The organism is Pseudomonas sp. MF5691 (assembly GCF_016405645.1).
Taxonomy (GTDB): Bacteria; Pseudomonadota; Gammaproteobacteria; order Pseudomonadales; family Pseudomonadaceae; genus Aquipseudomonas; species Aquipseudomonas shahriarae.
This window is the reverse complement of record NZ_JAEKDC010000020.1, coordinates 61,219-84,110: the sequence shown is the minus strand read 5'-3', so window position 1 is coordinate 84,110 and position 22,892 is coordinate 61,219. Positions and strand designations below refer to the sequence as shown.

The window sequence follows — 22,892 nt, the reverse complement described above, 5'->3', positions numbered from 1 at the left end:
GTCAGAGCCGGCGCAGAAACGAGCGGACAATGCGCTTGGTGGCGTCGGTGGTGTCCAGTTGCTCCAGGGCACTATAGGCATGCCACTGGCAGTCGGTGATTTCATTGCAGGGCCGGGCCTGGTCGATGTTCACCACTGAGGCTTCAAACACGTGATGCAGCGTGTCACTGGCCTTCAACTCCTGCAGATACAGCAAACCATCCACGTTCAGCCCGGTTTCCTCCTGTAACTCCCGCTCGGCCGCGCCGACTGGGCGCTCATCGCGCTCGACCTTGCCACCGGGCAATGCCCATTTCGACCTGGCCTTGCGCACGAACAGAATGTGCCCCTCACTTTCGCAAATCACCGTTGCGCGTATTTTCATCGTCTGTGCCCCCGCAAGATGATCGTCATAAAAGTGTAATGCAATTGTCATGCTGGGTCTTTATGGGCGGAGGCTGGAGACCGCGCAGGAAAACGCTGATACTGCCCGACTGAAAAAGTACCGATGAAGGAAAGTCATATGAGCACCATCCGCTGGGGCATGATCGGTTGTGGCAGTGTTACTGAAATCAAGAGTGGACCCGCTTTCTACAAAGCGCCAGGCTCGGCCCTGGTGGCCGTGATGGGGCGCCGTGAGGAAGCCGTGCGCGATTATGCGGCACGCCATGGGATTACCCGGTTTTACACAGATGCCCAGGCCCTGATTGATGACCCCGAAGTGGATGCGGTGTACATCGCTACGCCCCCCGACAGCCACCTGGAATACAGCCTGCTGGTGGCGGCGGCGGGCAAGCATTGTTGTGTCGAAAAGCCGATGGCGCTGAATGCCGAGCAGAGCGCCTTGATGCAGCGCACCTTCGAGCGGGCCGGGCTGCATCTGTTTGTTTCCTATTACCGCCGCTCCCTGCCGCGCTTCCAGCAGGTGCGTGCCTGGCTGCAAGAGGGGCGCATCGGCGAGTTGCGGCAGCTGAACTGGACGTTGTGCAAGCCGCCATCGCCCACGGACACCAACGCGAGCAACTGGCGTACCGATCCGGCGATTGCCGGCGGTGGTTATTTTGCCGACCTCGCCAGCCATGGCTTCGACCTGTTCCAGTACCTGGCAGGGGATATTGTCGAGGTCACGGGGTATACCGCGCGCCAGGCCGGGCGCTATGCGGCGGAAGATGCGGTCACCGCCTGCTGGAGCTTCAGCTCGGGCGCGCTGGGGATGGGCTGCTGGAACTTTGTGGCTGACCGACGCGAGGATCGGGTCGAGTTGATCGGCAGTAAAGGGCGCATCAGTTTTTCCGTGTTCGACGAGCAGCCGTTGCAACTTGCAGCCGAGGTCAGCGAAACCCTGCATATTGCCCATCACCCCCATATCCAGTGGCACCACGTGCTGGGCATGAACGCGCATATTCGCGGCGAGAGTGTGCACCCGGCACTGGCGATCGAGGCCCTGAAGACCGACCGCATCATGGATCGGGTGTTGCAGCGCAAGCCCTGACGCCGCCCACCCTTGTCGGAGCCGGCAAGGTGTTGGTCTGACTGGCGGCTATTGTCAGGAATTTCCCACAGGAGTACAAATGTACTCCATGACGACTCTCACTCCCCGCCGTTCCGCCATCCTGAACTTCATCCGCGAGCGTATCGCGCAGCAAGGTCAGCCCCCCAGCCTCGCCGAGATCGCCGAGGCCTTTGGTTTTGCTTCGCGCAGTGTGGCGCGCAAACACGTGCTGGCGCTGACCGAAGCCGGGTTTATCGAGGTCAACCCGAACCAGGCCCGGGGGATTCGCCTGCTCAATCAACCGGCGCGGCCTGAGTGGCTGGAGGTCCCTGTGCTGGGCCGCGTGGCCGCCGGCCTGCCCATCGGCGCCGACGCCGAAGTGCACACGCGGCTGATGCTCGACCCGGCGACCTTCGCCCGGGTCCCGGATTACCTGCTGCGGGTCCAGGGGGACTCGATGATCGAGGACGGCATTCTCGATGGCGACCTGGTGGGCGTGCGGCGCAGTGCCGAGGCGCTGAACGGGCAGATCGTGGTCGCGCGCCTGGACGGCGAAGTCACCATCAAGCGTTTCGAGCGAGTGGGCCACAGTGTGCGCCTGTTGCCGCGCAACCCTGCCTATCAACCTATTGTGGTTCGTGCCGACCAGGACTTGGCCATCGAAGGCGTGTTCTGTGGCCTGGTGAGGCAAGGTTGATGGGCGCCGTGGTTGCGCTGGACTCGCTGTTCAATGGCGGGCGGGTGTGGAAGGGGCGGCCGGCTGCGCCGCCGGCCAGTGTGCACCCCACCGGGCTGGCGGCCCTGGATGCGGTGTTGCCCAGCGGTGGCTGGCCGGAGGCGGCCTTGAGTGAAATCCTTGTGGCCCAGCAGGGGGTGGGCGAGCTGCGACTGGTCTGGCCAACCCTGGCGCGGCTGTCGGCGGCCGGCGAGCGGATTGTGCTGGTGGCGCCGCCGTATACCCCATACCCCCACGCCTGGCAGAACGCCGGGGTGGACCTGCGCCAGCTCTCGGTGATCCAGGCCGATGAACGCGATGCCTTGTGGGCGGCCGAGCAATGCCTGCGCTCCGGCAGTTGCGGCGCGGTGCTGTGCTGGCCGCACAAGGCCGATGACCGGGCCTTGCGCCGTTTGCAGGTGGCCGCCGAAACCGGCCAGACCCTGGCGTTTGCCTGGCGGGCCCTGAGCGAGGCGATCAACCCGTCACCGGCCGCCCTGCGCCTGGCCGTCGAACCGAGCCAGGTGCGGGTGCTCAAGTGTCGGGGCGGCCTCGCCCATCCCGCGCCGATTGCCCTGGCCAGCGGGCACTGAGGTTGGTATGCGCTGGGTGTGCATTGTCTTCCCGCAATTGGCGTTGGACGGGGTCTTGCGTCAGCGTCCCGAACCCGACCAACCCTTGGCGTTGTTGGCCGGCCCGCCGCAACGCCGGGTGTTGCAAACCGTCAATGCCGCTGCACGTGCCCTGGGCTTGCGGCCCGGCCAATCCCTGACGGCGGCCCATGCCCTGACCAAGGCTTTTACCTGCGTCGAATACGACCCGGTGGATATCGAGCGCTGCCAGCAATTGCTCGCGGCCTGGGCCTACCGTTTCAGTTCCCAGGTCAGCGTGTTCTATCCGCGGGCCTTGTTGTTTGAAATCGAATCGAGCCTGGGCCTGTTCGGGCCGTGGCCGCTGCTGGAAGCACGCTTGCGCGAGGAACTGACCGCCCTGGGTTTTCGCCACCGTATCGTCGCCGCCCCCAACCCGGCCGCTGCGCGGGTGTTGGCCAATGCCTACGATGGCCTGGCGGTGGCCGATGTCGAGGGTTTACAGCACGCCCTTGGGTCGATGCCGATTGATCGCGTCGGCCTCGACCCGCAAGCCGCCACGGCCTTGTCGCGCATGGGCCTGCGGACCCTGGCCCAGCTGCAGGCGTTGCCCCGGCATACCCTGGCCAGGCGCTTCGACGCGGGGGTGCTCAAGCACCTGGATGCCTTGACCGGGCAACGGCCACTGGCCCTGGATTTTTATCAGCCGCCGGATCGTTTTGATCTGCGCATCGAGTTGAATTTCGATGTGCAGTCCCACCAGGCGCTGCTGTTTCCCTTGCGGCGCCTGACCGGCGACCTTGCGGCGTTCCTTTGTGGCCGTGACAGTGGCGTGCAGCGTTTTGCCCTGCACCTGGAGCATGCCGAGGCGCCCGACAGCGTGATCCAGGTGGGCCTGCTCAGTGCCGAGCGCGAACCCTCGATGCTGTTTGAACTGGCCCGTGGCCGCCTGGAGCAGGTGCAAGTGGCGGCGCCGGTGCGTGGCCTGCGCCTGCTGGCCGAAGACTTGCCGGTGTTTGTACCGCAGCGCCAGGACCTGTTCGACGAGCGCCCGCAGCAAACCCTGCCCTGGGTGCAATTGCGCGAGCGTCTGCGCGCGCGCCTGGGGGATGAGGCGGTGCAGGGCTTGCGCTTCCATGCCGACCATCGTCCCGAGTGCGCCTGGCTGCCGGGCGCCGACAGCCGTGCCTGCCCGGCCTTGAGCCCGGTGCAACGCCCTGGCTGGCTGCTCCATGAACCGACTCTGCTCGCCGAGCAGGGCCTGCAGATCCTGCTGGGCCCGGAGCGCATCGAGTCCGGTTGGTGGGATGGCGCGGATATCCGCCGCGATTACTACCTGGTGCGCACTCGCAGCGGGCAGCAAGGCTGGGCCTATCGCACCGTGGGTGACAGCGCCGGGCTGTGGCTGCAAGGCTGGTTTGCATGATGGAGGGCTACGCCGAGCTGCACTGCCTGTCGAACTTCAGCTTCCAGCGCGGCGCGTCCAGTGCCCGCGAGTTGTTCGAGCGCGCCAAACAGCAGGGGTATCAGGCCCTGGCAATCACCGACGAATGCACCCTGGCCGGCATCGTGCGGGCCTGGCAGGCGGCCAAGGAGGTTGGGCTGGGGTTGATCGTCGGCAGTGAGGTGCGCCTGGAAAACGGCCCGAAACTGGTGCTGCTGGTGGAAAACCTGCAGGGCTACCAACACCTGTGCCGACTGATCACCCTGGCCCGGCGCCGTGCCGCAAAAGGCCAGTACCGCCTGTTACGCGAAGACTTTGCCGAGCCGCTGCCGGGGCTGCTGGTGCTGTGGCTGGCCGACGAGGGCGACACACCTGCCGACGGCCAATGGTTGTGCGAAACCTTCAGCGGGCGGCTATGGCTGGCGGTAGAGCTGCATTGCGCCCAGGACGATGCCCGCCGCCTGGCGCAACGCCTGCAACTGGCCGCCGACCTGCACCTGCCGGCCGTGGCCTGTGGCGATGTGCATATGCATGTGCGCAGCCGGCGCGCCTTGCAGGACACCATGACCGCGATCCGCCATCACCTGCCGGTGGCGCAAGCCGGCCAGCGCCTGCACCCCAATGGCGAGCGGCACCTGCGCAGCCTGGAGGCCCTGGGTGCGCTGTATCCGGCGCACTTGCTCGAAGAATCGCTGCACATCGCCCGCCGTTGCAGCTTCGACCTGAGCCAGTTGCGCTATCAATACCCCAGGGAGCTGGTGCCAGAAGGGCAGAGCCCAAAATCCTGGCTGCGTGCCTTGACCGAAGAAGGCATTGCCCGGCGCTGGCCCGAGGGGGTAGCAGCCAAGACTCTGGAGCAGATCAATAATGAGCTGGAGTTGATCAGCGAGCTGGGCTACGAAAGCTACTTTTTGACGGTGCACGACATCGTGCGCTTCGCCCGCAGCCGTTCGATCCTCTGCCAGGGCCGTGGCTCGGCGGCCAACTCGGCAGTGTGCTTTGCCCTGGGCATCACCGAAATCGACCCCAGCCGCATGAACATGCTGTTCGAGCGCTTCCTGTCCCGGGAACGCAACGAGCCACCGGACATCGACGTGGATTTCGAACACGAGCGTCGTGAAGAGGTGCTGCAATACGTGTTCCAGCGCTATGGCCGGCGCCGCGCGGCCTTGACCGCAGTAGTCAGCAGCTACCACGGTGCCGGCGCGGTGCGTGATGTGGCCAAGGCCCTGGGCCTGCCACCGGATCAGGTCAATGCCCTGGCCGATTGCTGTGGGCGCTGGAGCGATGAAGCGCCGCCATTGGAGCGCCTGCGCGAAGGCGGTTTCGACCCGGACAGCCCGGTATTGCGGCGGGTGTTGGGCCTGACCCAGCAACTGATCGGCTTCCCGCGTCACCTGTCCCAGCACCCCGGCGGTTTCGTGATTTCCGAGCAGCCGCTGGACACCCTGGTGCCCGTGGAAAACGCCGCCATGGCCGAGCGCACCATCATCCAGTGGGACAAGGACGACCTGGACGCCGTGGGCCTGCTCAAGGTGGATATCCTCGCCCTCGGTATGCTCAGCGCGATCCGCCGCTGTTTTGACCTGCTGCGCCGCCATCGTCACCTCGACCTGACGCTGGCGACGGTGCCCTCGGAGGATGCGGCGACCTACGCAATGATCAGCCGCGCCGACACCATCGGCGTGTTCCAGATCGAATCCCGGGCGCAAATGTCCATGCTGCCCCGACTCAAACCCAAGACGTTCTATGACCTGGTGATCGAGGTGGCCATCGTGCGCCCAGGGCCGATCCAGGGCGGCATGGTGCATCCGTACCTGCGCCGGCGGAACAAGGAAGAGCCCACGACCTATCCATCGCCCGAGCTGGAGGCGGTACTCAAGCGCACCCTGGGTATCCCGCTGTTCCAGGAGCAAGTGATGCAGATCGCCATTGTCGCGGCGCACTACACACCCGGCGAAGCTGACCAGTTGCGCCGCTCGATGGCCGCCTGGAAGCGCCATGGCGGTCTGGAGCCCCATCGCCAGCGGCTGCGCGACGGCATGCTCAAGAACGGTTACAGCGAAACCTTCGCCGCCCAGGTGTTCGAGCAGATCAAGGGCTTTGGCAGCTATGGTTTTCCTGAGTCCCATGCGGCCAGTTTCGCCTTGCTGACCTATGCCAGTTGCTGGCTCAAATGCCATGAACCGGCGGCGTTCGCCTGTGCCCTGATCAACAGTTGGCCCATGGGCTTCTACAGCCCGGATCAGATCCTGCAGGATGCGCGTCGCCATCATTTGCAGATTCGCCCGGTGGACGTGACCGCCAGTGACTGGGATTGCAGCCTGGAACCCATTGACGGCCAGCAGCCGGCGATTCGCATGGGCTTGCGCATGATCAGCGGCTTTCGCGAAGAAGATGGCCGGCGTATCGAAACCGCCCGCCAGGCCGCTGGGTTTTGCGGGATCGCCGACCTGGGCGAGCGTGCCCAGTTGGACAGCCGTGCCCAGGAACTACTGGCCGATGCCGGGGCCTTGCGCCAGTTGGCCGGGCACCGGCACCGGGCACGCTGGGACGTGGCCGGGGTGGAGCAACAGTTGGGGTTGTTTGCCGGGGTGTCGAGCCCGCGGGAGGAGGCGGTGCAACTACCGGCTCCCAGTGTCGGTGAGGACCTGTATGCCGACTATGCCAGTGTGGGCACCACCCTGGGGCCCCATCCCCTGGCGCTGTTGCGTGATCAACTGCGTGCGCGGCGCTGCCGCAGTTCACAGGAATTGCAGGCGGTGGAGCACGGACGCAATGTCAGCGTTGCCGGCCTGGTCACCGGGCGCCAGCGCCCGGGCACGGCCAGTGGCGTGACCTTCGTGACCCTGGAAGATGAGTTTGGCAACCTCAACGTGGTGGTCTGGCGTGAGCTGGCCGAGCGTCAGCGCCAGGTGCTGGTGGGCTCACGGCTGCTCAAGGTGGATGGGCGCTGGGAGGCGGTGGGCGAAGTCCGCCATTTGATCGCCGGCCGCCTGAGCGACCTGACGCCGCTGTTGGCGGGGATCAGCGTGCGTAGCCGGGATTTCCACTGACGGGTAGGGCGCACCGACCTAATCGTCCCTCCTGTGGGGGCCGGCTCCTGCAATGGTTCTTCTACACAGTGAAACCATCGCGCCCGGCTATGCTCCAACATTGGCGACTGTCCTCTCTCTGCACTGAGCTGATCCATGCAATTTCTATCCAATACCTACGGCTGTGACGGTTGGGGCGGTGAAATGGCCCAAAGGATTCGTGCCTTTGACTGGTCCACCACTGACCTGGGCCCCATTGATACCTGGTCCACCAGCCTGACCTGCGCGGTGCAGATGCTCCTCGCTTCGCCAGTGCCGATGGTGATGCTCTGGGGCCGCGCCGGGTACATGATCTACAACGACAGCTATTCGGTGTTTGCCGGCGGGCGCCACCCGTTTTTGCTGGGGGTGCCGGTCGAGCAGGGCTGGCCGGAAGTGGCCGAGTTCAACCGGCATGTCATGGACACCTGCCTGGCCGGTGGCACCTTGTCCTATCGCAACAAGGCCTTGATGCTGCTGCGCAATGGCCGCCCCGAGGATTTGTGGCTGGACCTCTATTACAGCCCGGTGGCCGGCGACGACCAGCATCCGGCCGGCGTGTTGGCGATCGTTGTGGAGACCACCGAGCATGTGCTGTCCGAGCGTTTGCGCCAGGAAGCCGAGGGGGCTTACCGGGTGGCGGACGAACGCTTGCAACTGGCCCTCAATGCCGGGGCGTTGCTGGGGTCGTTTGTCTGGGATGTGCTGCCGGATCGCCTCTCGGGCGACGAGCGTTTCGCCCGTACCCTGGGCCTGTCCATGGACGACGTGGAGCGGGGTGTTTCCATTGCAGTCGCCACCCAGGCCATCCACCCCGACGACCTGGCGCGGGTCAACCGCCTGATTGCCCAGACCCTGGCGACGGGTGGGCCATATAACGTCGAGTTTCGCGTGCGACGCCCGGACGCCAGCTATCTGTGGGTACTGGCCAGCGGGCGCTGCGAGCTGGACGCGGGCGGCCAGCCGTTGCGCTTTCCCGGGGTGATCATTGATATCCATGTGCGCAAGATCGCTGAAGAGTCTCTGCTCAAGCTCACCCATAACCTGGAGCAGCGCGTCGCCGCCGAAGTCCAGGCGCGCTCGGCCGCCGAGGAGCAGTTACGCCAGTCGCAAAAGCTCGAGGCCATTGGCGGGCTGACGGGGGGCGTGGCCCATGACTTCAATAATCTGCTGCAGGTGATTGCCGGCAACCTGCACCTGCTGGCCCGCCATGAGCGCGATAACGCCCAGGTCCAACGGCGCGTCGGTGCTGCCCTGGCGGCCGTCGAACGCGGTGCCAAGCTGTCCTCGCAGCTGCTGGCCTTTGCCCGGCGCCAGCCACTGTCACCGGCGGTGTTCAACCCGCGGCGCATTTATGAAGGCCTGGGTGAGTTGCTGCAGCGGGCCCTGGGGGAAACCATCCAGATTGATGTGCAGTTGCCGCAAGACCCGTGGTGCATCCATGTCGATCGCAATCAACTGGAAAACGCCGTGCTCAACCTGGCGATCAACGCCCGGGATGCGATGAAGGGCGAGGGGGTGATCCGCATCACCGGTGAAAACATCACGTTGTCGCCCGAAGATGGCAGCCGCAGCGGGATTGCCCCCGGCGAATATGTGCGCCTGTCGGTCAGCGACACGGGGGCCGGCATGTCGCCGGCGGTGCTGCAGCGGGTCTTCGAGCCGTTCTTTACCACCAAGCCTGACGGTCACGGCACCGGCCTGGGCTTGAGCATGGTGTTTGGCTTCGTCAAGCAAAGTGGCGGGCATGTGCAGATCAGCAGCGAGCCAGGCCAGGGCACCCTGGTGCAGATGTACTTCCCCCACAGCCTTGAGCCGGAAAGCCAGGAAGCGCCCGACCAGGTGGAGCAGCAGGAAGGCGGCCGGGAAACCATCCTGGTGGTGGAGGACAACGAAGGCGTCCGCGGCGCCGCGGTGGAACTGCTGCAACAGGCCGGCTACACGGTACTCACTGCCACCGATGGCGATGACGCCATGCTGATGCTGCGCACCGGCTTGCGGCCGGACCTGATCTTCACCGATGTGGTCATGCCGGGGCGGATCAAAAGTACCGACCTGGCCACCTGGGCCAAGGCGCAACAGCCGCCCATTGCAGTACTGTTCACCTCCGGGCATACCCGTGACATTCTTTCCAGCGACCACCTGCTGGGCAACGACATTCATCTGCTGGGCAAGCCCTACAGCCCCGAGGAACTGGCGCGACAGGTACGCTCGGTATTGACCACGCAGGTGAGCTACTGCGATTGAACGTTTACCCCTGTTGCCGGATCCACCCCTGGACCGCTGACTCTTATAAGGTTGACCATGACTTCATCGCGCCACTTGCCGCCTGCCACTGATCTTCTGGCCGCGCGCCCCGGTTTTGTCCGGGTGCGCGGCGCCCGGGAACATAACCTGCGCAATGTCGATGTGGACATCCCACGGGATGCTCTGGTGGTGTTCACCGGGGTGTCGGGGTCGGGCAAATCATCCCTGGCGTTTTCCACGTTGTACGCCGAGGCGCAGCGGCGTTACTTCGAGTCGGTCGCGCCTTATGCCCGGCGCCTGATTGACCAGGTGGGCGTGCCGGATGTGGACTCCATCGAGGGGCTGCCGCCGGCCGTGGCCCTGCAACAGCAGCGGGGCACGCCGAGCACGCGCTCGTCGGTGGGCAGCGTGACCACCTTGTCCAGCCTGATCCGTATGCTCTATTCCCGTGCCGGCAGTTATCCGCCGGGGCAGCCGATGCTGTATGCCGAAGACTTTTCGCCGAACCTGCCCCAGGGCGCCTGCCCGCAGTGCCACGGCCTGGGCCGCGTGTATGAAGTGACCGAGGCACTGATGGTGCCCGATCCGTCCCTGACCATCCGCCAGCGGGCGGTCGCCGCCTGGCCGCTGGCCTGGCAGGGGCAAAACCTGCGGGACATCCTTGTGACCCTGGGTTACGACGTCGATATCCCCTGGCGCGAGCTGCCGAAAAAACAGCGCGACTGGATCCTCTTCACCGAGGACACGCCCACGGTGCCGGTGTATGCCGGCTTGACCCCGGAGCAGACCCGCGACGCCCTCAAGCGCAAACTCGAACCCAGCTACCAGGGTACTTTCAGCGGCGCCCGTCGCTACATTCTGCACACCTTCACCCACACCCAGAGCGCGCTGATGAAAAAGCGTGTCGCGCAATTTATGCAAGGCAGCCCGTGCCCCTTGTGCGAGGGCAAGCGCCTGACCAAGGCCGCGTTGTCGGTGAAGTTTGCCGGGGTGGATATTGGCGAGCTGTCGCAACTGACATTGTTGCAACTGGCGCAGCTCCTGCGCCCGGTGGCCGAGGGCAAGGGTCGGGTAAAACTCTCGGTGGAAAAACGCCTGGCCGCCCAGCGCATCGCCCAGGATTTGCTGGAGCGGGTCAGCACCCTGACCGACCTGGGCCTGGGCTATCTGTCCCTGGAGCGCAGCACGCCAACCCTGTCCTCTGGCGAATTGCAGCGCCTGCGCCTGGCGACGCAATTGGGCTCGCAACTGTTCGGCGTGATCTATGTGCTGGACGAACCGTCGGCCGGCTTGCATCCGGCGGATGGCGAAGCCCTGTTCACGGCGTTGGAGCGCCTGAAAGCCGCCGGCAACTCACTGTTTGTGGTGGAGCACGACCTGGAAACCATGCGCCGTGCCGACTGGTTGATCGACGTCGGCCCGGCGGCGGGCGAGCAGGGCGGCCATGTCCTGTACAGCGGCCCACCGGCAGGCCTGGCACAGATTGCAGCGTCACAGACCCGCGAATACCTGTTTGCCGAGCCGCGCCCGCTGAACACTTCGCGCCGTGCGCCGAGCGGCTGGCTCAGCCTGGAAGGGGTCAGCCGCAATAACCTCGACGAGGTGAGCGTGGACTTTCCCCTGGGCTGTTTTACTGCTGTGACGGGGATTTCCGGCTCGGGTAAATCCAGCCTGGTCAGCCAGGCCCTGCTGGACCTGGTGGGTGAGGGGCTGGGTCGGGTGGTGGTCAGCGACGACGAGCCCGACCTCGAAGACCCGGCGCCGCAAACCAGCAGTGGCCGCATCCGCGCGGGCCTGGAGCAGATCCGCCGCCTGGTGCAGGTGGATCAGAAGCCCATCGGCCGCACCCCGCGCTCCAACCTCGCGACCTACACTGGCCTGTTCGATAACGTGCGCAAGCTGTTCGCCGCTACCCCAGCGGCGAAAAAACACCACTACGATGCCGGGCAGTTCTCCTTCAACGTCGCCAAGGGTCGTTGCCCGAAGTGCGAGGGTGAGGGTTTTGTCAGCGTCGAATTGTTGTTTATGCCCAGCGTCTACGCACCTTGCCCGACCTGCCACGGCGCGCGCTACAACCCCCAGACCCTGGCGATTACCTGGCAGGGCCTGAACATTGCCCAGGTGCTGGGCTTGACCGTTGAGCAGGCGGTGGACGTCTTCGCCGAACAACCCAGCGTGCTGCGCGCGTTGCGGGTCCTGCGCGACATCGGCCTGGGCTACCTGCGCCTGGGCCAGCCGGCCACCGAGCTGTCCGGTGGCGAGGCCCAGCGGATCAAACTGGCCACCGAACTGCAACGTACCGCACGGGGCGCAACCCTGTATGTCCTCGACGAGCCCACCACCGGCCTGCACCCCCGTGATGTCGACCGCCTGCTGCTGCAACTCAACCACCTGGTGGATGCCGGTCACACAGTGATCGTGGTCGAACACGAAATGCGCGTGGTGGCTCAGAGCGACTGGGTCATCGACATCGGCCCAGGCGCCGGCGACCAGGGCGGCAACGTCGTCGCCAGCGGCACGCCCCAGCACCTCGCCCAGAACCAAACCAGCCGCACTGCCCCCTTCCTCGCACGCGAGCTGGGGCAAGGGAATTGACCTTGGGCATGACAAGAGGCCCCTGGATGGACTAGCTTCAAGGTGGACCAGTCATTGATTAACTTGCGGAGGTACTTCATGCCAGTGAAACATGATCTTTATCAGGATTTGGGGTTGAGCAAGGAGGATGTCCAGCAGCGTCGGGCAAGCCACCATCGGTTGGATGTATTGCTCACCCAGTATGACGTTGCCGACAAGGAGGTGCTGGAGGCTGAATCTGCAAGTGCCAATGACGATGATGTGGAGAACCTGAAGAAGAAACGCCTGTTGATCAAAGATAAAATCGTCGAACAACTGGAGCAGACCAAGGGGCGTTAGCCAACGCTGGGGGAGGGGTCCATATTTGTTCAGAATTGCCCCAAGGACAACAACCCCGCCACTGCCTATTATCCCAACCGTTCGCCCGACCCTGGGGCACGTTGACTGCGCATGGAATGCGTTGTGGTGTCGGGCGAACTCTTTTTCTAGGTGCGCAGCACCTGCAGGCAGGCGTCGATCGAGCGCTGCTGGGTGTCTGCATACAGCTGCAACTCATCAAGGGTCTGGCGGCCCAGGGCCTGTTCAAACTCAGCCTGGTTGGCGTTGGCCGCGTAGTGACTCTGCGCCGCATCGCCCAGGTTCGACTGGAAAATCCCCGCCGCGCTGACCGGCAGAAAATCTTCATACACCAACGGTTCGATATCGACGTAACCCGCCTCGATCAACGCGTCCAGACTCTGTGGCGCGTCCTTCTCGGCGGCACGGCCCTTGTCGGTCACTCGGTAGCGAAAGTACGCCAAACCTTGCTCGCGCATGGCCCGATGGTTATCCGGGAAGGCCTGGAAGTGCTGTGCCATCAGTTCGGTATAGCGCTGGGCGTTGGCTTCATTGGGAAAGGCACCCAGTTCGTCCCGCGCGGCGTTGAGCAGTTGGTCATAGAGCGCCCGGCCCTTGGGCGTCAGGGCCACGCCACGTTGTTCGATTTCGCCAAAGCGTGCGCTGTGGCTGCCCTTGGCATCGGTAAAGGCAATGGCTTCGTCGAGGGCCTTGAAACTGGTCTGGCGTAGCAGGATCGGGCATTGGCGGCGGGGTGGGCCTTCGATCACGGCTTTGGGGGTGATGCCTTTGCCGGGCATGTCGGCTTGTACGCGGTCGATGTCCAGGGTGCGTGGGGTCAGGTGATTGATATGCGGGCCCTTGAAGGCCACCACGTCGGCAATCAGCCGGTGTTGGTCGCTGAGTTGCTGGTACTGGGCCGCGCTGACCGTGGCGGTGTGGTGCCAGCGAAAGGTTTCCAGGGCTTGCTGGATAAAGGCCTGGGCATCGCTGGCATTCAGGCCGCCGTCGGCTTCGGCCTGTTCGATCAGGGCCAGGGCCCGTGGGGTGAAGATGGAGCGCTTGGCCAGGGCTGATTCGGCAAAGGCCCGCAGTTCAAGGTTTTCGATCAGCTCCAGGCGCAGCAGCGAGGTGAAGACCCGGAACGGGCTGGTCTGCAAGGCGCTTTCATGCACGGCGCGAAAGGCTGTGGAATGCACCGGCACGCCGGCCGGGGTGAGGTCGTAGTAACCCACCGGGTGCATGCCCATTACTGCAAACAGGCGGCTGATGGTTGCCAGCTCATAGGCGCTGCCCAGGCGGATGGCGCCGTGGCGCTCCATGTCCAGGCGCTGGATTTCGCCGGTGTGCTGCAGTTGCTGCGCCAGGTCTGGATCGCTCGCCAGCACCCGGGCATTGGTTTCGGCCACCAACTCCAGCAGCGCGCCATACAGCGGCACTTCCTCGCGGTACATGTCGGACATGGCCTTGGAGAAGTCTTTGCGGATGGCATCGGGGCTGATAAAGCGCGGGGTAGGCATAGAAAAATTCCTGGCTGCGGTAACGGTGGTGTGGGCCGTAAGCCAGATTTTGTTGGGCGCTGCCCGAGGGCGCAAACGAAGATTCCTCTGGACTTCATTCTGCAAATGAATGAGCGCCACAGGCACACACAAAAATCCCGCCTGGGTAGGCGGGATTGGTCAACCCAGGTTGCCCTGGATCAGGCCGGGAACAGTTCGCTCAGTTTCATCGCCAGCATCATGTCGCCTTCGGCGCGCAGTTTGCCGCCCATGAAGGCCTGCATGCCGTCGGTTTCGCCGCTGACGATACCTTTCATGGTTTCAGCGTCCATCACCAGAGTCACCTGGGCGTCAGGGTTCACGCCTTCTTGCAGTTCGCAGGTGTTGTCCTTGACGATCAGGGAGAAGTTCTGGCTCTCGTCGATACGGAAACCGAACACCAGGTCCAGGCCGTCGGCAGCGGCTGGGTTGAATTTGGCTTTCATTGCTTCTACGGCTTTAGCTACGTCAGTCATGGTTCGATCCTTTTATGGGTGGTGCCAGTGACCTTGGGGTCACGGTTGGCCGCAATTCATCGGAAGGTGATGAGCTGCGGCGCCTTCAACAGTTGCAAGTGGGTATGGCTGTTGAAGGAAGCCAGTGCCACTTCGCGTCCACGGAACTTCAAGTGGTTGAGCGAAGTGTTGACAATCTGCCAGTTCAGCTCGAAAGCCTGGGTGGCAGGTATGCGGGTAATCAGGTGGAGCAGGGCGGTGATGGTGCCGCCAGAAGTAAATACGGCGATCTTGTGGGAACTGTCGGCAGTCTCTAGCAGGCGCTGCAGACCACCCTGGACGCGCTCGACAAACCCCAGCCAGCTTTCCAGGCCAGGAGTGTCGTAGGTGCCGCTCAGCCAGCGTTCGATGATCAGGGCGAAGATACGCTGGAACTCGCCACGGTTATTCTGGGCGTTGCGCAGGATATCCAGGGCTTCGGGCTCGCTGTCGAGCAGGTCCGGGAGCAGGGCGCGGATGATCGCGTCGGCGTCGAATTCGTTGAAGGCACTGTCGATTTCCAGGGGCGGCACCGGCAAGCCCTGGGCGCCGATGGACTCGAACGTGGCATTGGCCGTGTGCTGCTGGCGCCGCAGGTCGCCCGACACACAGCGGTCGAACGTCAGGCCCAGGTCTGCCAGATGGCTGCCCAGTATCTGCGCCTGCTGCACACCCACGGGCGACAGGACATCATAGTCGTCTGCACCGAAGGAGGCCTGGCCATGTCGAATCAAATAGATGCTGCCCACGTCCGTCACCCGGTACGTTGAAAGTCTGGCGAGGTTATGAGGATGCCGGGAAGCTGTCAATGAAAAAACATACGCTTGTTTTAAAAGCCCGTTAGAGGCCGATATCCGTGTGGGAGCTGTCGAGCCTTGGCGAGGCTGCGATGGCAGCGGCACTGTGAGCAGAGATGTTGCCTGGCCCACCGCTATCGCAGCCTCGCCAAGGCTCGACAGCTCCCACAGGGTTTAGCGGTGTTTGTTGGATCCTTTCACGAGCATGAGCCTTGAGAGGCCCGTTTCAAGGGGTTTCAGCTCTGGCTCACCGGCCGTCCCATCGGTATGCTGGGGCAATCGCGCCTGGCGCACCGTTTCTGTAAGGAGTCCCATGGAGTTTTTGGCTGAGTATGCAAGTTTTCTGGCTAAAACCGTCACGTTGGTCGTCGCCATCCTGGTGGTGCTGATCAGTTTTGCGGCGTTGCGCAGCAAGGGCCGGCGCAAGAATGCCGGGCAGTTGCAGGTCAGCAAGCTCAATGACTTTTACAAAGGCCTGCGCGAGCGCCTGGAGCAGACCCTGCTCGACAAGGATCAGCTCAAGGCCCTGCGCAAGTCCCAGGGCAAGGCCGAGAAAAAACAGAAGAAAACCCCCGAAGCCAAGCCACGGGTGTTTGTGCTGGATTTTGACGGGGACATCAAGGCGTCGGCCACCGACAGCCTGCGCCACGAAATCACTGCGCTGCTGAGCCTGGCCACGCCCAAGGATGAAGTGGTACTGCGCCTGGAAAGCGGCGGTGGCATGGTCCACAGCTATGGCCTGGCGTCCTCGCAATTGGCGCGGATCCGCGAGGCGGGCGTGCCGTTGACGGTGTGCATCGACAAGGTCGCGGCCAGCGGCGGCTACATGATGGCGTGCATCGGCGAGAAGATCATCAGCGCACCGTTTGCCATCCTCGGCTCGATTGGCGTGGTGGCCCAGTTGCCCAACGTCAACCGCCTGCTGAAAAAGCACGATATCGACTTTGAAGTACTCACCGCTGGCGAGTACAAGCGCACCCTGACGGTGTTTGGCGAAAACACCGAGAAGGGCCGGGAGAAGTTCCAGGAAGACCTGGATATCACCCATCAACTGTTCAAGAACTTCGTGTCGCGCTATCGCCCGCAACTGGCGATTGATGAAGTGGCTACCGGCGAAGTCTGGTTGGGCGTCGCGGCGCTGGACAAGCAGTTGGTAGACGCGCTGCAGACCAGTGACGAATACCTGGCCACCAAGGCCAAGACCGCCGAGTTGTTCCACCTGCACTATGCCGAGCGTAAAAGCCTGCAGGAGCGGGTGGGCCTGGCGGCCAGCGGCTCGGTGGACCGGGTGCTGCTGACCTGGTGGAGCCGCCTGACTCAACAGCGTTTCTGGTAACTCACCCACCCTGTAGGCGCCGGCAAGCCGGCACCTACAGGGGATCGCGTCGATCCTGCAGCAGTGGAATCGGATGCCTCATCAGCAGGCCCACCACCAGCGCCCCCAGCAGCCCCAATAGCCCCGCCACCCACAACACCCTGGCAAACCCGCCGACAAACGCTTGCCACGCCAAGGGTTGCAGCCATCCCTGCGCCGATTCCGGCAGCAGTGCCATGGCCGCTGGCATATCCCCGGCCACCACCCGCGAGGCAATCCCCGGTACCTGGGCCTGCCATTGCGTACCAAGGCTGGTTTGCAGCAGATACTCGCTATGGCTGGCCAATAGCGCGCCATACACCCCAATCGCCAACATAATCGCGCTGAAACGCATCGTGGTGCTCATGCCCGATGCCATGCCCGCGCGGTCCCTTGGCACGCAGGCCATGATGTTTTTCTGGGTGTCGCCATTGAGCAGGCCGGCCCCGGCGCCAGTCACTGCAATCGCCAGGGCGAACGGCAGATAACCGCCGACATTCACCGCCCAGGCGCTGAGCAGGTTGCCGCTGCCCACCAGGGCCAGGCCGGCCGCCATCATGGTCGCGGGGGCAAAGCGGCTGGCCAGGCGTGCGCCGATCCGCGGGCAGATCAGCATGGTCAGGGCAAACGGTAACATTCCCAAGCCCGAGGCAATCGCGGAAAACCCCAGGCCGTTTTGCAGGTAGAACGGCAGCAGCGTCATCATCACCTGGGCACACCCGGCATAGGCAAACATCCCCAGCAAGGCCCCGATAAACCGTGGGTACTGGAACAGTTGCAGGTCCACCATGGGCCGGCGCTGCAAGCGCTCCACCCACACAAACAGGCCCAGCAGCAACGCGCCGCCGAGCAGCCGCGCATAGGTCAGCGGGTTGTCCCAGCCTATGCGATTGGCTTCGATCAGGCCCCAGATCAGGCACAGCAGGCTGGCGCTGAAGGTCAGGCTGCCCCAGGGGTCGAGGCGCGCCGATTGGCTGTCGCGCGATTCCGGGATGGCGTGCAGGACCAGTGCGAGCAAGGCCAGGCCCACCGGCAGGTTGAGGTAGAAAATCCAGCGCCAGCCCATGTAGTGGGTAATCAGGCCGCCAAGGGTCGGCGCGGCGGTCATCGCCACGCCCATGCAGGCGCCCCAGAATGCCCAGGCCTTGGCCCGTTCCAGGTCATCGTGAAAGGCATGGCCGATGGAGGCCAGGGCCGAGGTCAGCAGCAACGCTGCACCGACACCCTTCACGGCACGGGCGATATCCAGCAGCAGCACGCTGGGCGCGGCGCCACAGCCCAGGGAGGCGAGAATAAAAATCCCCAGGCCCCACACCAGGGTTTTCTTGCGGCCGAAGCGGTCGGCAATGCTCCCGGCTGGCAGCAGCAGGGCGGCGAACGCCAGCATATAGGCGCTGACTACCCATTCGATATCGGCGAAATTGGCGCCCAGGTCGCGAGCAATGGTCGGCAGGGTCACGGCGACGATGTTGGTGTCGAGGACAATCAACGAACAGACCCCGGAGGCGGTCAACAGGGTAAGGCGGGGGCTGACCCGGCTCATGGCAGGATTACCTGGCAGGCAACAGGAAAGACGGATTTGACGGGCATCAGGTGGACTCTCTACTGTGGGTGTTCTGTGAGCTTATCGTCGGCGCCCAGTGATTCTGTTAGCCGAGGCGAAGCACATCATTACCTTTGAGCTAATCCTGTGATGGAAATACGTCATTTCCGCTACTTCCTGGCCGTTGCCCGGCACCGCAACTTCACGCGGGCCGCCGAGCAACTGGATATTGCCCCACCCACCTTGAGCCGACAGATCCAGGATATGGAGCGCGCCCTGGGTACCCGCCTGTTTATCCGGCGTCAGCGGGATGTCAGCCTGACCGAGGCGGGCAGCGCGTTGCTGGGTGAAGCTGAAGCCACCGTGCGCCAGTTCGAGTTCGCCCAGCGCAATGCCCAGCGCGCCGGGCGTGGCGAGATCGGCCATATCGAGTTGGGCTATGTGGCGTCGGCGGTGTATTCCGGCGTGTTGCAACGCCAGGTGCAGGGGTTTTGCGCGGAGTTTGCCGATGTCAGCCTCAGCGTGCGGGAAAGCCCCATGGCCCTGTTGCCGGGGCTGGTGGCCGAAGGGCGCTACGACATTGGCTACATTCGCTCACCCATGACCCTGCCCGACGGCGTGGAGGCGCTGCGCCTGGGCAGTGAGGGTTTTGTCCTGGCGCTGCCACAGGGCTCGTGGCTGCTGGGCTTGAAGGCGATCACCTGCGAGCATTTGCAGAACGAGACCTTCATCCTGCCCGAGCAAATCAGCGGCACCTTGCAGGTGGCCGCGCAAGGCGGGTATGCCCCGCGCCTGGGGCCGCAGCCGGGAGGCCTGGTGGCGGTGATTGCCCTGGTGTCCCTGGGGCAGGGCGTGGCGGTGGTGCCGGAGTCGGTGGTGGGGCATGTCAGCTTGCCGGGTGTGCACTACCGCACCCTCCAGGGCAGCGATGCGTCGTCGTGGCTGTCGCTGATCTACCGGCGCTTTGAAAAAGCCCCGGCGGTGGTGCGTTATATCCAGCACATCAAACACAGCCCCACCCCGTAGCAACTAGCCCCTACCGGGTCAGGCGGGGCTGTATCGAGTCTGCCAGCTGCGTGAGGATCAGGCAGCATGACACCGCCCCCGCATCCAGCACCCCCAGCGAGCGTTCGCCCAAACGGCTGGCCCGGCCGATCTTGGCCACCAGGTCCTTGGTCGAGTCGCGGCCCTGGGAGGCGGCGCTTTTCATCGTGTCCAAGGCGTCGCTGAAGGACGCACCCGCTGCCTGTGCCTGCTCAAACGCCTCCACCGCCGGGATCAGGGTGTCCATCAGGCACTTATCGCCGACGCCGGCTTCGGTGATGTCCTGCAGGGAGGTGAGGCCGCCGCGCAGTAGATGGGCGAAGGTCGCGGCGTCGATATTTTCGCTGCCACGCACTTCATCGGCCATGCCGATAAACAGGCTGCCATACAGCGGGCCCATGGAGCCGCCGATGCCTTCCATCAGGCTCAGGGTCAGTTCATCCAGGGCCTCGGCCAGGGTCAGTTGCCGGCCTTCGAGGGTGCGGCCGCAATGGGCGAAGCCCTTGGCCATGTTGATGCCGTGGTCGCCATCGCCAATCGCGCCATCGACTTCGCTGAGGTATTCACGGTTGGCGACGATCACGCTGACCAGGTCGGTGACAATCGCACTGCCGTCGTGGGTAGAAAAATGCTGGCTCATGGTCTATTCCGCCTGGGTCATGCCGATGGAGCGGCAAGGTTGGTCGATCAGGGTTTTCAGCTCGGCATCCAGGCCCAGCAGGGTCAGGGTCACGCCCATCATTTCCAGGGAAGTGAAGTAGTTGCCGACGTAGCAGCGATGGATCTTCAGGCCCTTGGCCTTGAGCTGGCTTTCGACTTCGGCGTAGAAGATGTACAGCTCCATCACCGGCGTCGCGCCCAGGCCCGAGACCAGCACCACCACGCTGTCATCCTGGCTGAAATCGCGGTCGGCGAGAATCGGTGCCAGCATGCGTTCAGCCATGGCCGCTGCAGACTCGATCGGGATCACCTCGATCCCGGGTTCGCCGTGGTGGCCGATCCCCAACTCCATCTGGCCGTCCGGGATCTGGAAGTTCGGCTTGCCCACCGCGGCAATGGTGCAGGGCGTCAGGCCGATGCCGATGGAGCGGCAGTGATCGACCGCCTTCTGTGCGACGCGGATCACTCCATCCAGGTCATAGTGCTGCGCGGCGGCGGCCCCGCCGATCTTCCACATGAAAATTTCCCCGGCGACCCCGCGGCGCTTGGCGATATCGGCCTTGGGTGCCGACGCCACGTCATCGTTGGCGACCACGGTGCGGATCTGCATGTCCTTGCTGGCGGCCATTTTCATCGCCAGCTTCACGTTCATATTGTCGCCGGCATAGTTGCCGTACAGACAGGCCACGCCGGCGCCGTGATCGGCGACACGAAACGCGTCGAAGAAACTCTTGGCGGTGGGCGACGAGAAGATTTCGCCGACGGCCACCGCGTCCACCAGGCCGGGGCCGACGTAGCCGAGAAACGCCGGCTCATGGCCGGAACCGCCGCCGGTGACGATGCCCACGCGGCCTGGGCCGGAAGGCTTGGCCTTGCTGATCACGCGGGGGTTGCTGTCGCATTGGGCCAGTTCGGGATGGGCGACCAGAATGCCGCGCAGCATGTCCTCGACCACTTGGTCCGGATCGTTGATGACTCGATTCATAACGCGGGTTCCTGTTCTTGTTGTCTTGGGCGCAGTCGTTCAAGTGTGGGAGCGGGCAGGCCCGCTTCCACATTTGGATATGTGTTGGGTTCAGGGCTCGAGCACGACCTTCAAGGACTTGTCCCCGCGCTCCATTACCGCAAACGCCTCCTTGAAATCCGCCAGCGCAAACTTGTGGGTCACCACGTCGCGCATGTCGATTTTGCGCTTGCCGATAAAGTCGATGGCCCGTGGGTACATGTACGGGCCCAGGTGCGAGCCGAGTACGTCCAGCTCCTTGCGGTCGCCGATGATCGACCAATCTACCGTGGCCTCGTCGTTGAACACGCTGAATTCGACGAAACGCCCCAGCTTGCGCAGCATCGCCAGGCCCTGGTTCACCGCTTTGTGGTGCCCGGTGGCTTCGATATAGATATCGCAGCCATAGCCGTCGGTGATTTCGCGGATTTTCGCCAGTACATCAACCTCGGCCGGGTTCCAGACTTCGTCGGCGCCCATGCGCAGGGCCAGTTCGGCGCGTTCGGGTTTCATGTCGAGCACGATCAGGCGTTTGGGGTTGCGCATGCGCACCGCGCCGATGATCCCCAGGCCGAGGGTGCCGGCGCCGGCCACGACCACCACATCGTCGAAATCCACATTGGCCCGTTCCGCCGCGTGCAGCGAGCAGGCCAGCGGCTCGATCAGGATCGCTTCGTCCGGCGCGATGGAGTCCGGCACCTGGTGGATGATGCCTTCCTTGGTGAAAATCATGTACTGGGCCATGGCGCCCTGTACGTTGTTCTGGAAGCCATAGAGGTCGTGCTTCTGGCACATCCAGTACTGGCCGTGGTTGCAGAAACGGCAGCCCCAGCAGGGCACGATCTGCTCGGAAATCACCCGGTCGCCGACCTTCACCCCGCGCTTTTCAGCGCCTGGGCCCAGGGCGACCACGCGGCACACAAACTCATGCCCGGGAATCATCGGCGGCTTGACGTAGCGCGGCTGCTCGGCGTCGCCCCAGAACGACGGCGCGCCGCGATAGGTCTTGATATCGCCCATGCAGATGCCGCACAGCTCGACCTTGGTCAGGATCTCGTCGGGGCCTGGCGTCGGTACATCGACGGTTTCCAGGCGATAGTCTTCCGGGCCATGGCAGACCACGGCCTGCATGGTCTTGGGGATCACTGGGTGGAGGTGTTCGGCGGTACGTTCGGTAGCGATGGACATGACAAACCTCACGACGAATAGAAGGATTACTGAATGCTGTAGCCGCCGTCGATCACCATATTGGCGCCGGTGATCATCTGGGCTGCGTCGCTGAGCAGGTACAACGCCAGCCCGGCGATTTCATCCGGCTGGGCAAAACGGCCCGCCGGGATCTGCAATTTGGCCCGTTCGCCCACTTCGCCGGCCCAGGCTTTTTTGCCCAGGGCGGTCTCGACGATGGTGGGGGAGATGGCATTTACATTAATGTGCGGCGCCCATTCCATGGCCAGGACCTTGGTCATGCCGACAATCGCGGCCTTGCTCGCGCAATAGGCCACATGCCGATCCAGGCCGATCACCGCCGCCTGGGACGCCAGGTTGACGATGCGCCCGCTGCCCTGGGCGAGCATGTGCCGGGCGCAGGCCTGGGCCACGAAAAAGCTGGCCTTGAGGTTGATATCCAGGGTGATGTCCCAGGCGTTTTCGCTGACGTCGATGGCCTTGTCCAGCATCACCACGCCGGCGCTGTTGATCAGATAATCCAGGCGTTTGAAGTGCGCGAACACGTAGTCGATGCTGCTCTGCACCTGATCGAGCTGGCGCAGGTCGACGGCCAGGCCAAGATGTCCGGCGCCGAGGCTGGCGGCTATTTCCACCACGGCCGGATCGCGGTCGAGCAGCGCCACGCGTGCGCCACGCTCCACCAGCAGGCTGGCACATGCCAGACCAATCCCCGCAGCCCCACCGGTGATCACGGCGCAGCGGCCGCTGAGGTCGAAGGCTTGGTTCCAGAATCCAGACATTGGTTTAACTCCATTCTCAAAAACAGTGGAGATCGGAT

General features: G+C 63.9%; 19 protein-coding genes. 10 read left to right on the top strand and 9 right to left on the bottom strand.

Features of this window, described 5'->3' with window-relative positions:
- Position 1: 1 nt before the first annotated feature.
- Positions 2–364, bottom strand: a complete 363-nt coding sequence (locus JFT44_RS22995) for an NUDIX hydrolase (RefSeq protein WP_057959228.1) — start codon at positions 362–364, stop codon at positions 2–4.
- A 138-nt stretch (positions 365–502) separates the two neighbouring features.
- Between JFT44_RS22995 and JFT44_RS22990 the strand changes: the two genes are divergently transcribed.
- From JFT44_RS22990 to JFT44_RS22955, 8 genes are all read left to right on the top strand, one after another.
- Positions 503–1,471: a Gfo/Idh/MocA family protein gene (locus JFT44_RS22990; RefSeq protein WP_057959229.1), complete on the top strand. Its 969-nt coding sequence runs from the start codon at positions 503–505 to the stop codon at positions 1,469–1,471.
- Positions 1,472–1,550: 79 nt separating this feature from the next.
- Positions 1,551–2,168: a transcriptional repressor LexA gene (gene lexA, locus JFT44_RS22985; RefSeq protein WP_057440807.1), complete on the top strand. Its 618-nt coding sequence runs from the start codon at positions 1,551–1,553 to the stop codon at positions 2,166–2,168.
- Positions 2,168–2,779, top strand: coding sequence for a translesion DNA synthesis-associated protein ImuA (gene imuA, locus JFT44_RS22980; RefSeq protein ID WP_057959230.1), 612 nt, complete (start codon positions 2,168–2,170; stop codon positions 2,777–2,779). Before lexA ends, imuA begins: the two co-directional genes overlap by 1 nt.
- Positions 2,780–2,786: 7 nt before the next feature.
- On the top strand, positions 2,787–4,202 hold the full coding sequence (locus JFT44_RS22975) for a DNA polymerase Y family protein (RefSeq protein WP_170044257.1): 1,416 nt from the start codon (positions 2,787–2,789) through the stop codon (positions 4,200–4,202).
- Positions 4,178–7,276 (top strand): error-prone DNA polymerase, encoded by a 3,099-nt coding sequence (locus JFT44_RS22970; protein ID WP_198817450.1) that lies wholly within the window; start codon positions 4,178–4,180, stop codon positions 7,274–7,276. The genes JFT44_RS22975 and JFT44_RS22970 overlap by 25 nt, the downstream gene beginning before the upstream one ends.
- Positions 7,277–7,411: 135 nt before the next feature.
- The gene (locus tag JFT44_RS22965; RefSeq protein WP_057959233.1) at positions 7,412–9,541 is read left to right on the top strand and encodes a PAS domain-containing hybrid sensor histidine kinase/response regulator; all 2,130 of its coding nucleotides are present in this window, start codon (positions 7,412–7,414) and stop codon (positions 9,539–9,541) included.
- 57 nt (positions 9,542–9,598) lie between these two features.
- On the top strand, positions 9,599–12,136 hold the full coding sequence (locus JFT44_RS22960) for an excinuclease ABC subunit UvrA (RefSeq protein WP_198799354.1): 2,538 nt from the start codon (positions 9,599–9,601) through the stop codon (positions 12,134–12,136).
- A gap of 78 nt (positions 12,137–12,214) precedes the next feature.
- On the top strand, positions 12,215–12,454 hold the full coding sequence (locus JFT44_RS22955) for a DUF465 domain-containing protein (RefSeq protein ID WP_120733422.1): 240 nt from the start codon (positions 12,215–12,217) through the stop codon (positions 12,452–12,454).
- Positions 12,455–12,600: 146 nt separating this feature from the next.
- On the opposite strand, the gene JFT44_RS22950 is transcribed toward JFT44_RS22955, so the two are convergent.
- From JFT44_RS22950 to JFT44_RS22940, 3 genes are all read right to left on the bottom strand, one after another.
- Positions 12,601–13,971 carry a VOC family protein gene (locus JFT44_RS22950; RefSeq protein WP_198831215.1) on the bottom strand — a complete coding sequence of 457 codons (1,371 nt, stop codon included), beginning with the start codon at positions 13,969–13,971 and terminating at the stop codon, positions 12,601–12,603.
- A 179-nt stretch (positions 13,972–14,150) separates the two neighbouring features.
- Complete coding sequence (locus JFT44_RS22945; protein WP_057440819.1) at positions 14,151–14,465, bottom strand: SCP2 sterol-binding domain-containing protein; 315 nt, start codon at positions 14,463–14,465, stop codon at positions 14,151–14,153.
- A 56-nt stretch (positions 14,466–14,521) separates the two neighbouring features.
- Entirely contained in the window at positions 14,522–15,232 is a 711-nt protein-coding gene (locus JFT44_RS22940; protein ID WP_198831214.1) for a histidine phosphatase family protein, read from the bottom strand.
- A 361-nt stretch (positions 15,233–15,593) separates the two neighbouring features.
- Between JFT44_RS22940 and sohB the strand changes: the two genes are divergently transcribed.
- A complete protein-coding gene (gene sohB / locus JFT44_RS22935; protein WP_057959237.1) occupies positions 15,594–16,616 on the top strand; it encodes a protease SohB in 1,023 nt (340 codons plus the stop codon).
- Positions 16,617–16,650: 34 nt separating this feature from the next.
- On the opposite strand, the gene JFT44_RS22930 is transcribed toward sohB, so the two are convergent.
- The gene (locus JFT44_RS22930) at positions 16,651–18,177 is read right to left on the bottom strand and encodes an MFS transporter (RefSeq protein WP_198831213.1); all 1,527 of its coding nucleotides are present in this window, start codon (positions 18,175–18,177) and stop codon (positions 16,651–16,653) included.
- Between the two features lie 150 nt (positions 18,178–18,327).
- On the opposite strand from JFT44_RS22930, the gene JFT44_RS22925 reads away from it, so the two are divergent.
- A complete protein-coding gene (locus JFT44_RS22925; protein WP_186625643.1) occupies positions 18,328–19,203 on the top strand; it encodes a LysR family transcriptional regulator in 876 nt (291 codons plus the stop codon).
- A gap of 10 nt (positions 19,204–19,213) precedes the next feature.
- Here the strand turns inward: JFT44_RS22925 and dhaL are convergent, their stop codons facing one another.
- From dhaL to JFT44_RS22905, 4 genes are all read right to left on the bottom strand, one after another.
- Positions 19,214–19,861: a dihydroxyacetone kinase subunit DhaL gene (gene dhaL / locus JFT44_RS22920; RefSeq protein WP_186625645.1), complete on the bottom strand. Its 648-nt coding sequence runs from the start codon at positions 19,859–19,861 to the stop codon at positions 19,214–19,216.
- A 3-nt stretch (positions 19,862–19,864) separates the two neighbouring features.
- Positions 19,865–20,866 carry a dihydroxyacetone kinase subunit DhaK gene (locus JFT44_RS22915; RefSeq protein ID WP_128592937.1) on the bottom strand — a complete coding sequence of 334 codons (1,002 nt, stop codon included), beginning with the start codon at positions 20,864–20,866 and terminating at the stop codon, positions 19,865–19,867.
- A gap of 90 nt (positions 20,867–20,956) precedes the next feature.
- On the bottom strand, positions 20,957–22,072 hold the full coding sequence (locus tag JFT44_RS22910) for a zinc-binding dehydrogenase (protein ID WP_057959239.1): 1,116 nt from the start codon (positions 22,070–22,072) through the stop codon (positions 20,957–20,959).
- Positions 22,073–22,098: 26 nt separating this feature from the next.
- Entirely contained in the window at positions 22,099–22,854 is a 756-nt protein-coding gene (locus JFT44_RS22905; protein ID WP_057440833.1) for an SDR family oxidoreductase, read from the bottom strand.
- Positions 22,855–22,892 lie beyond the last annotated feature (38 nt).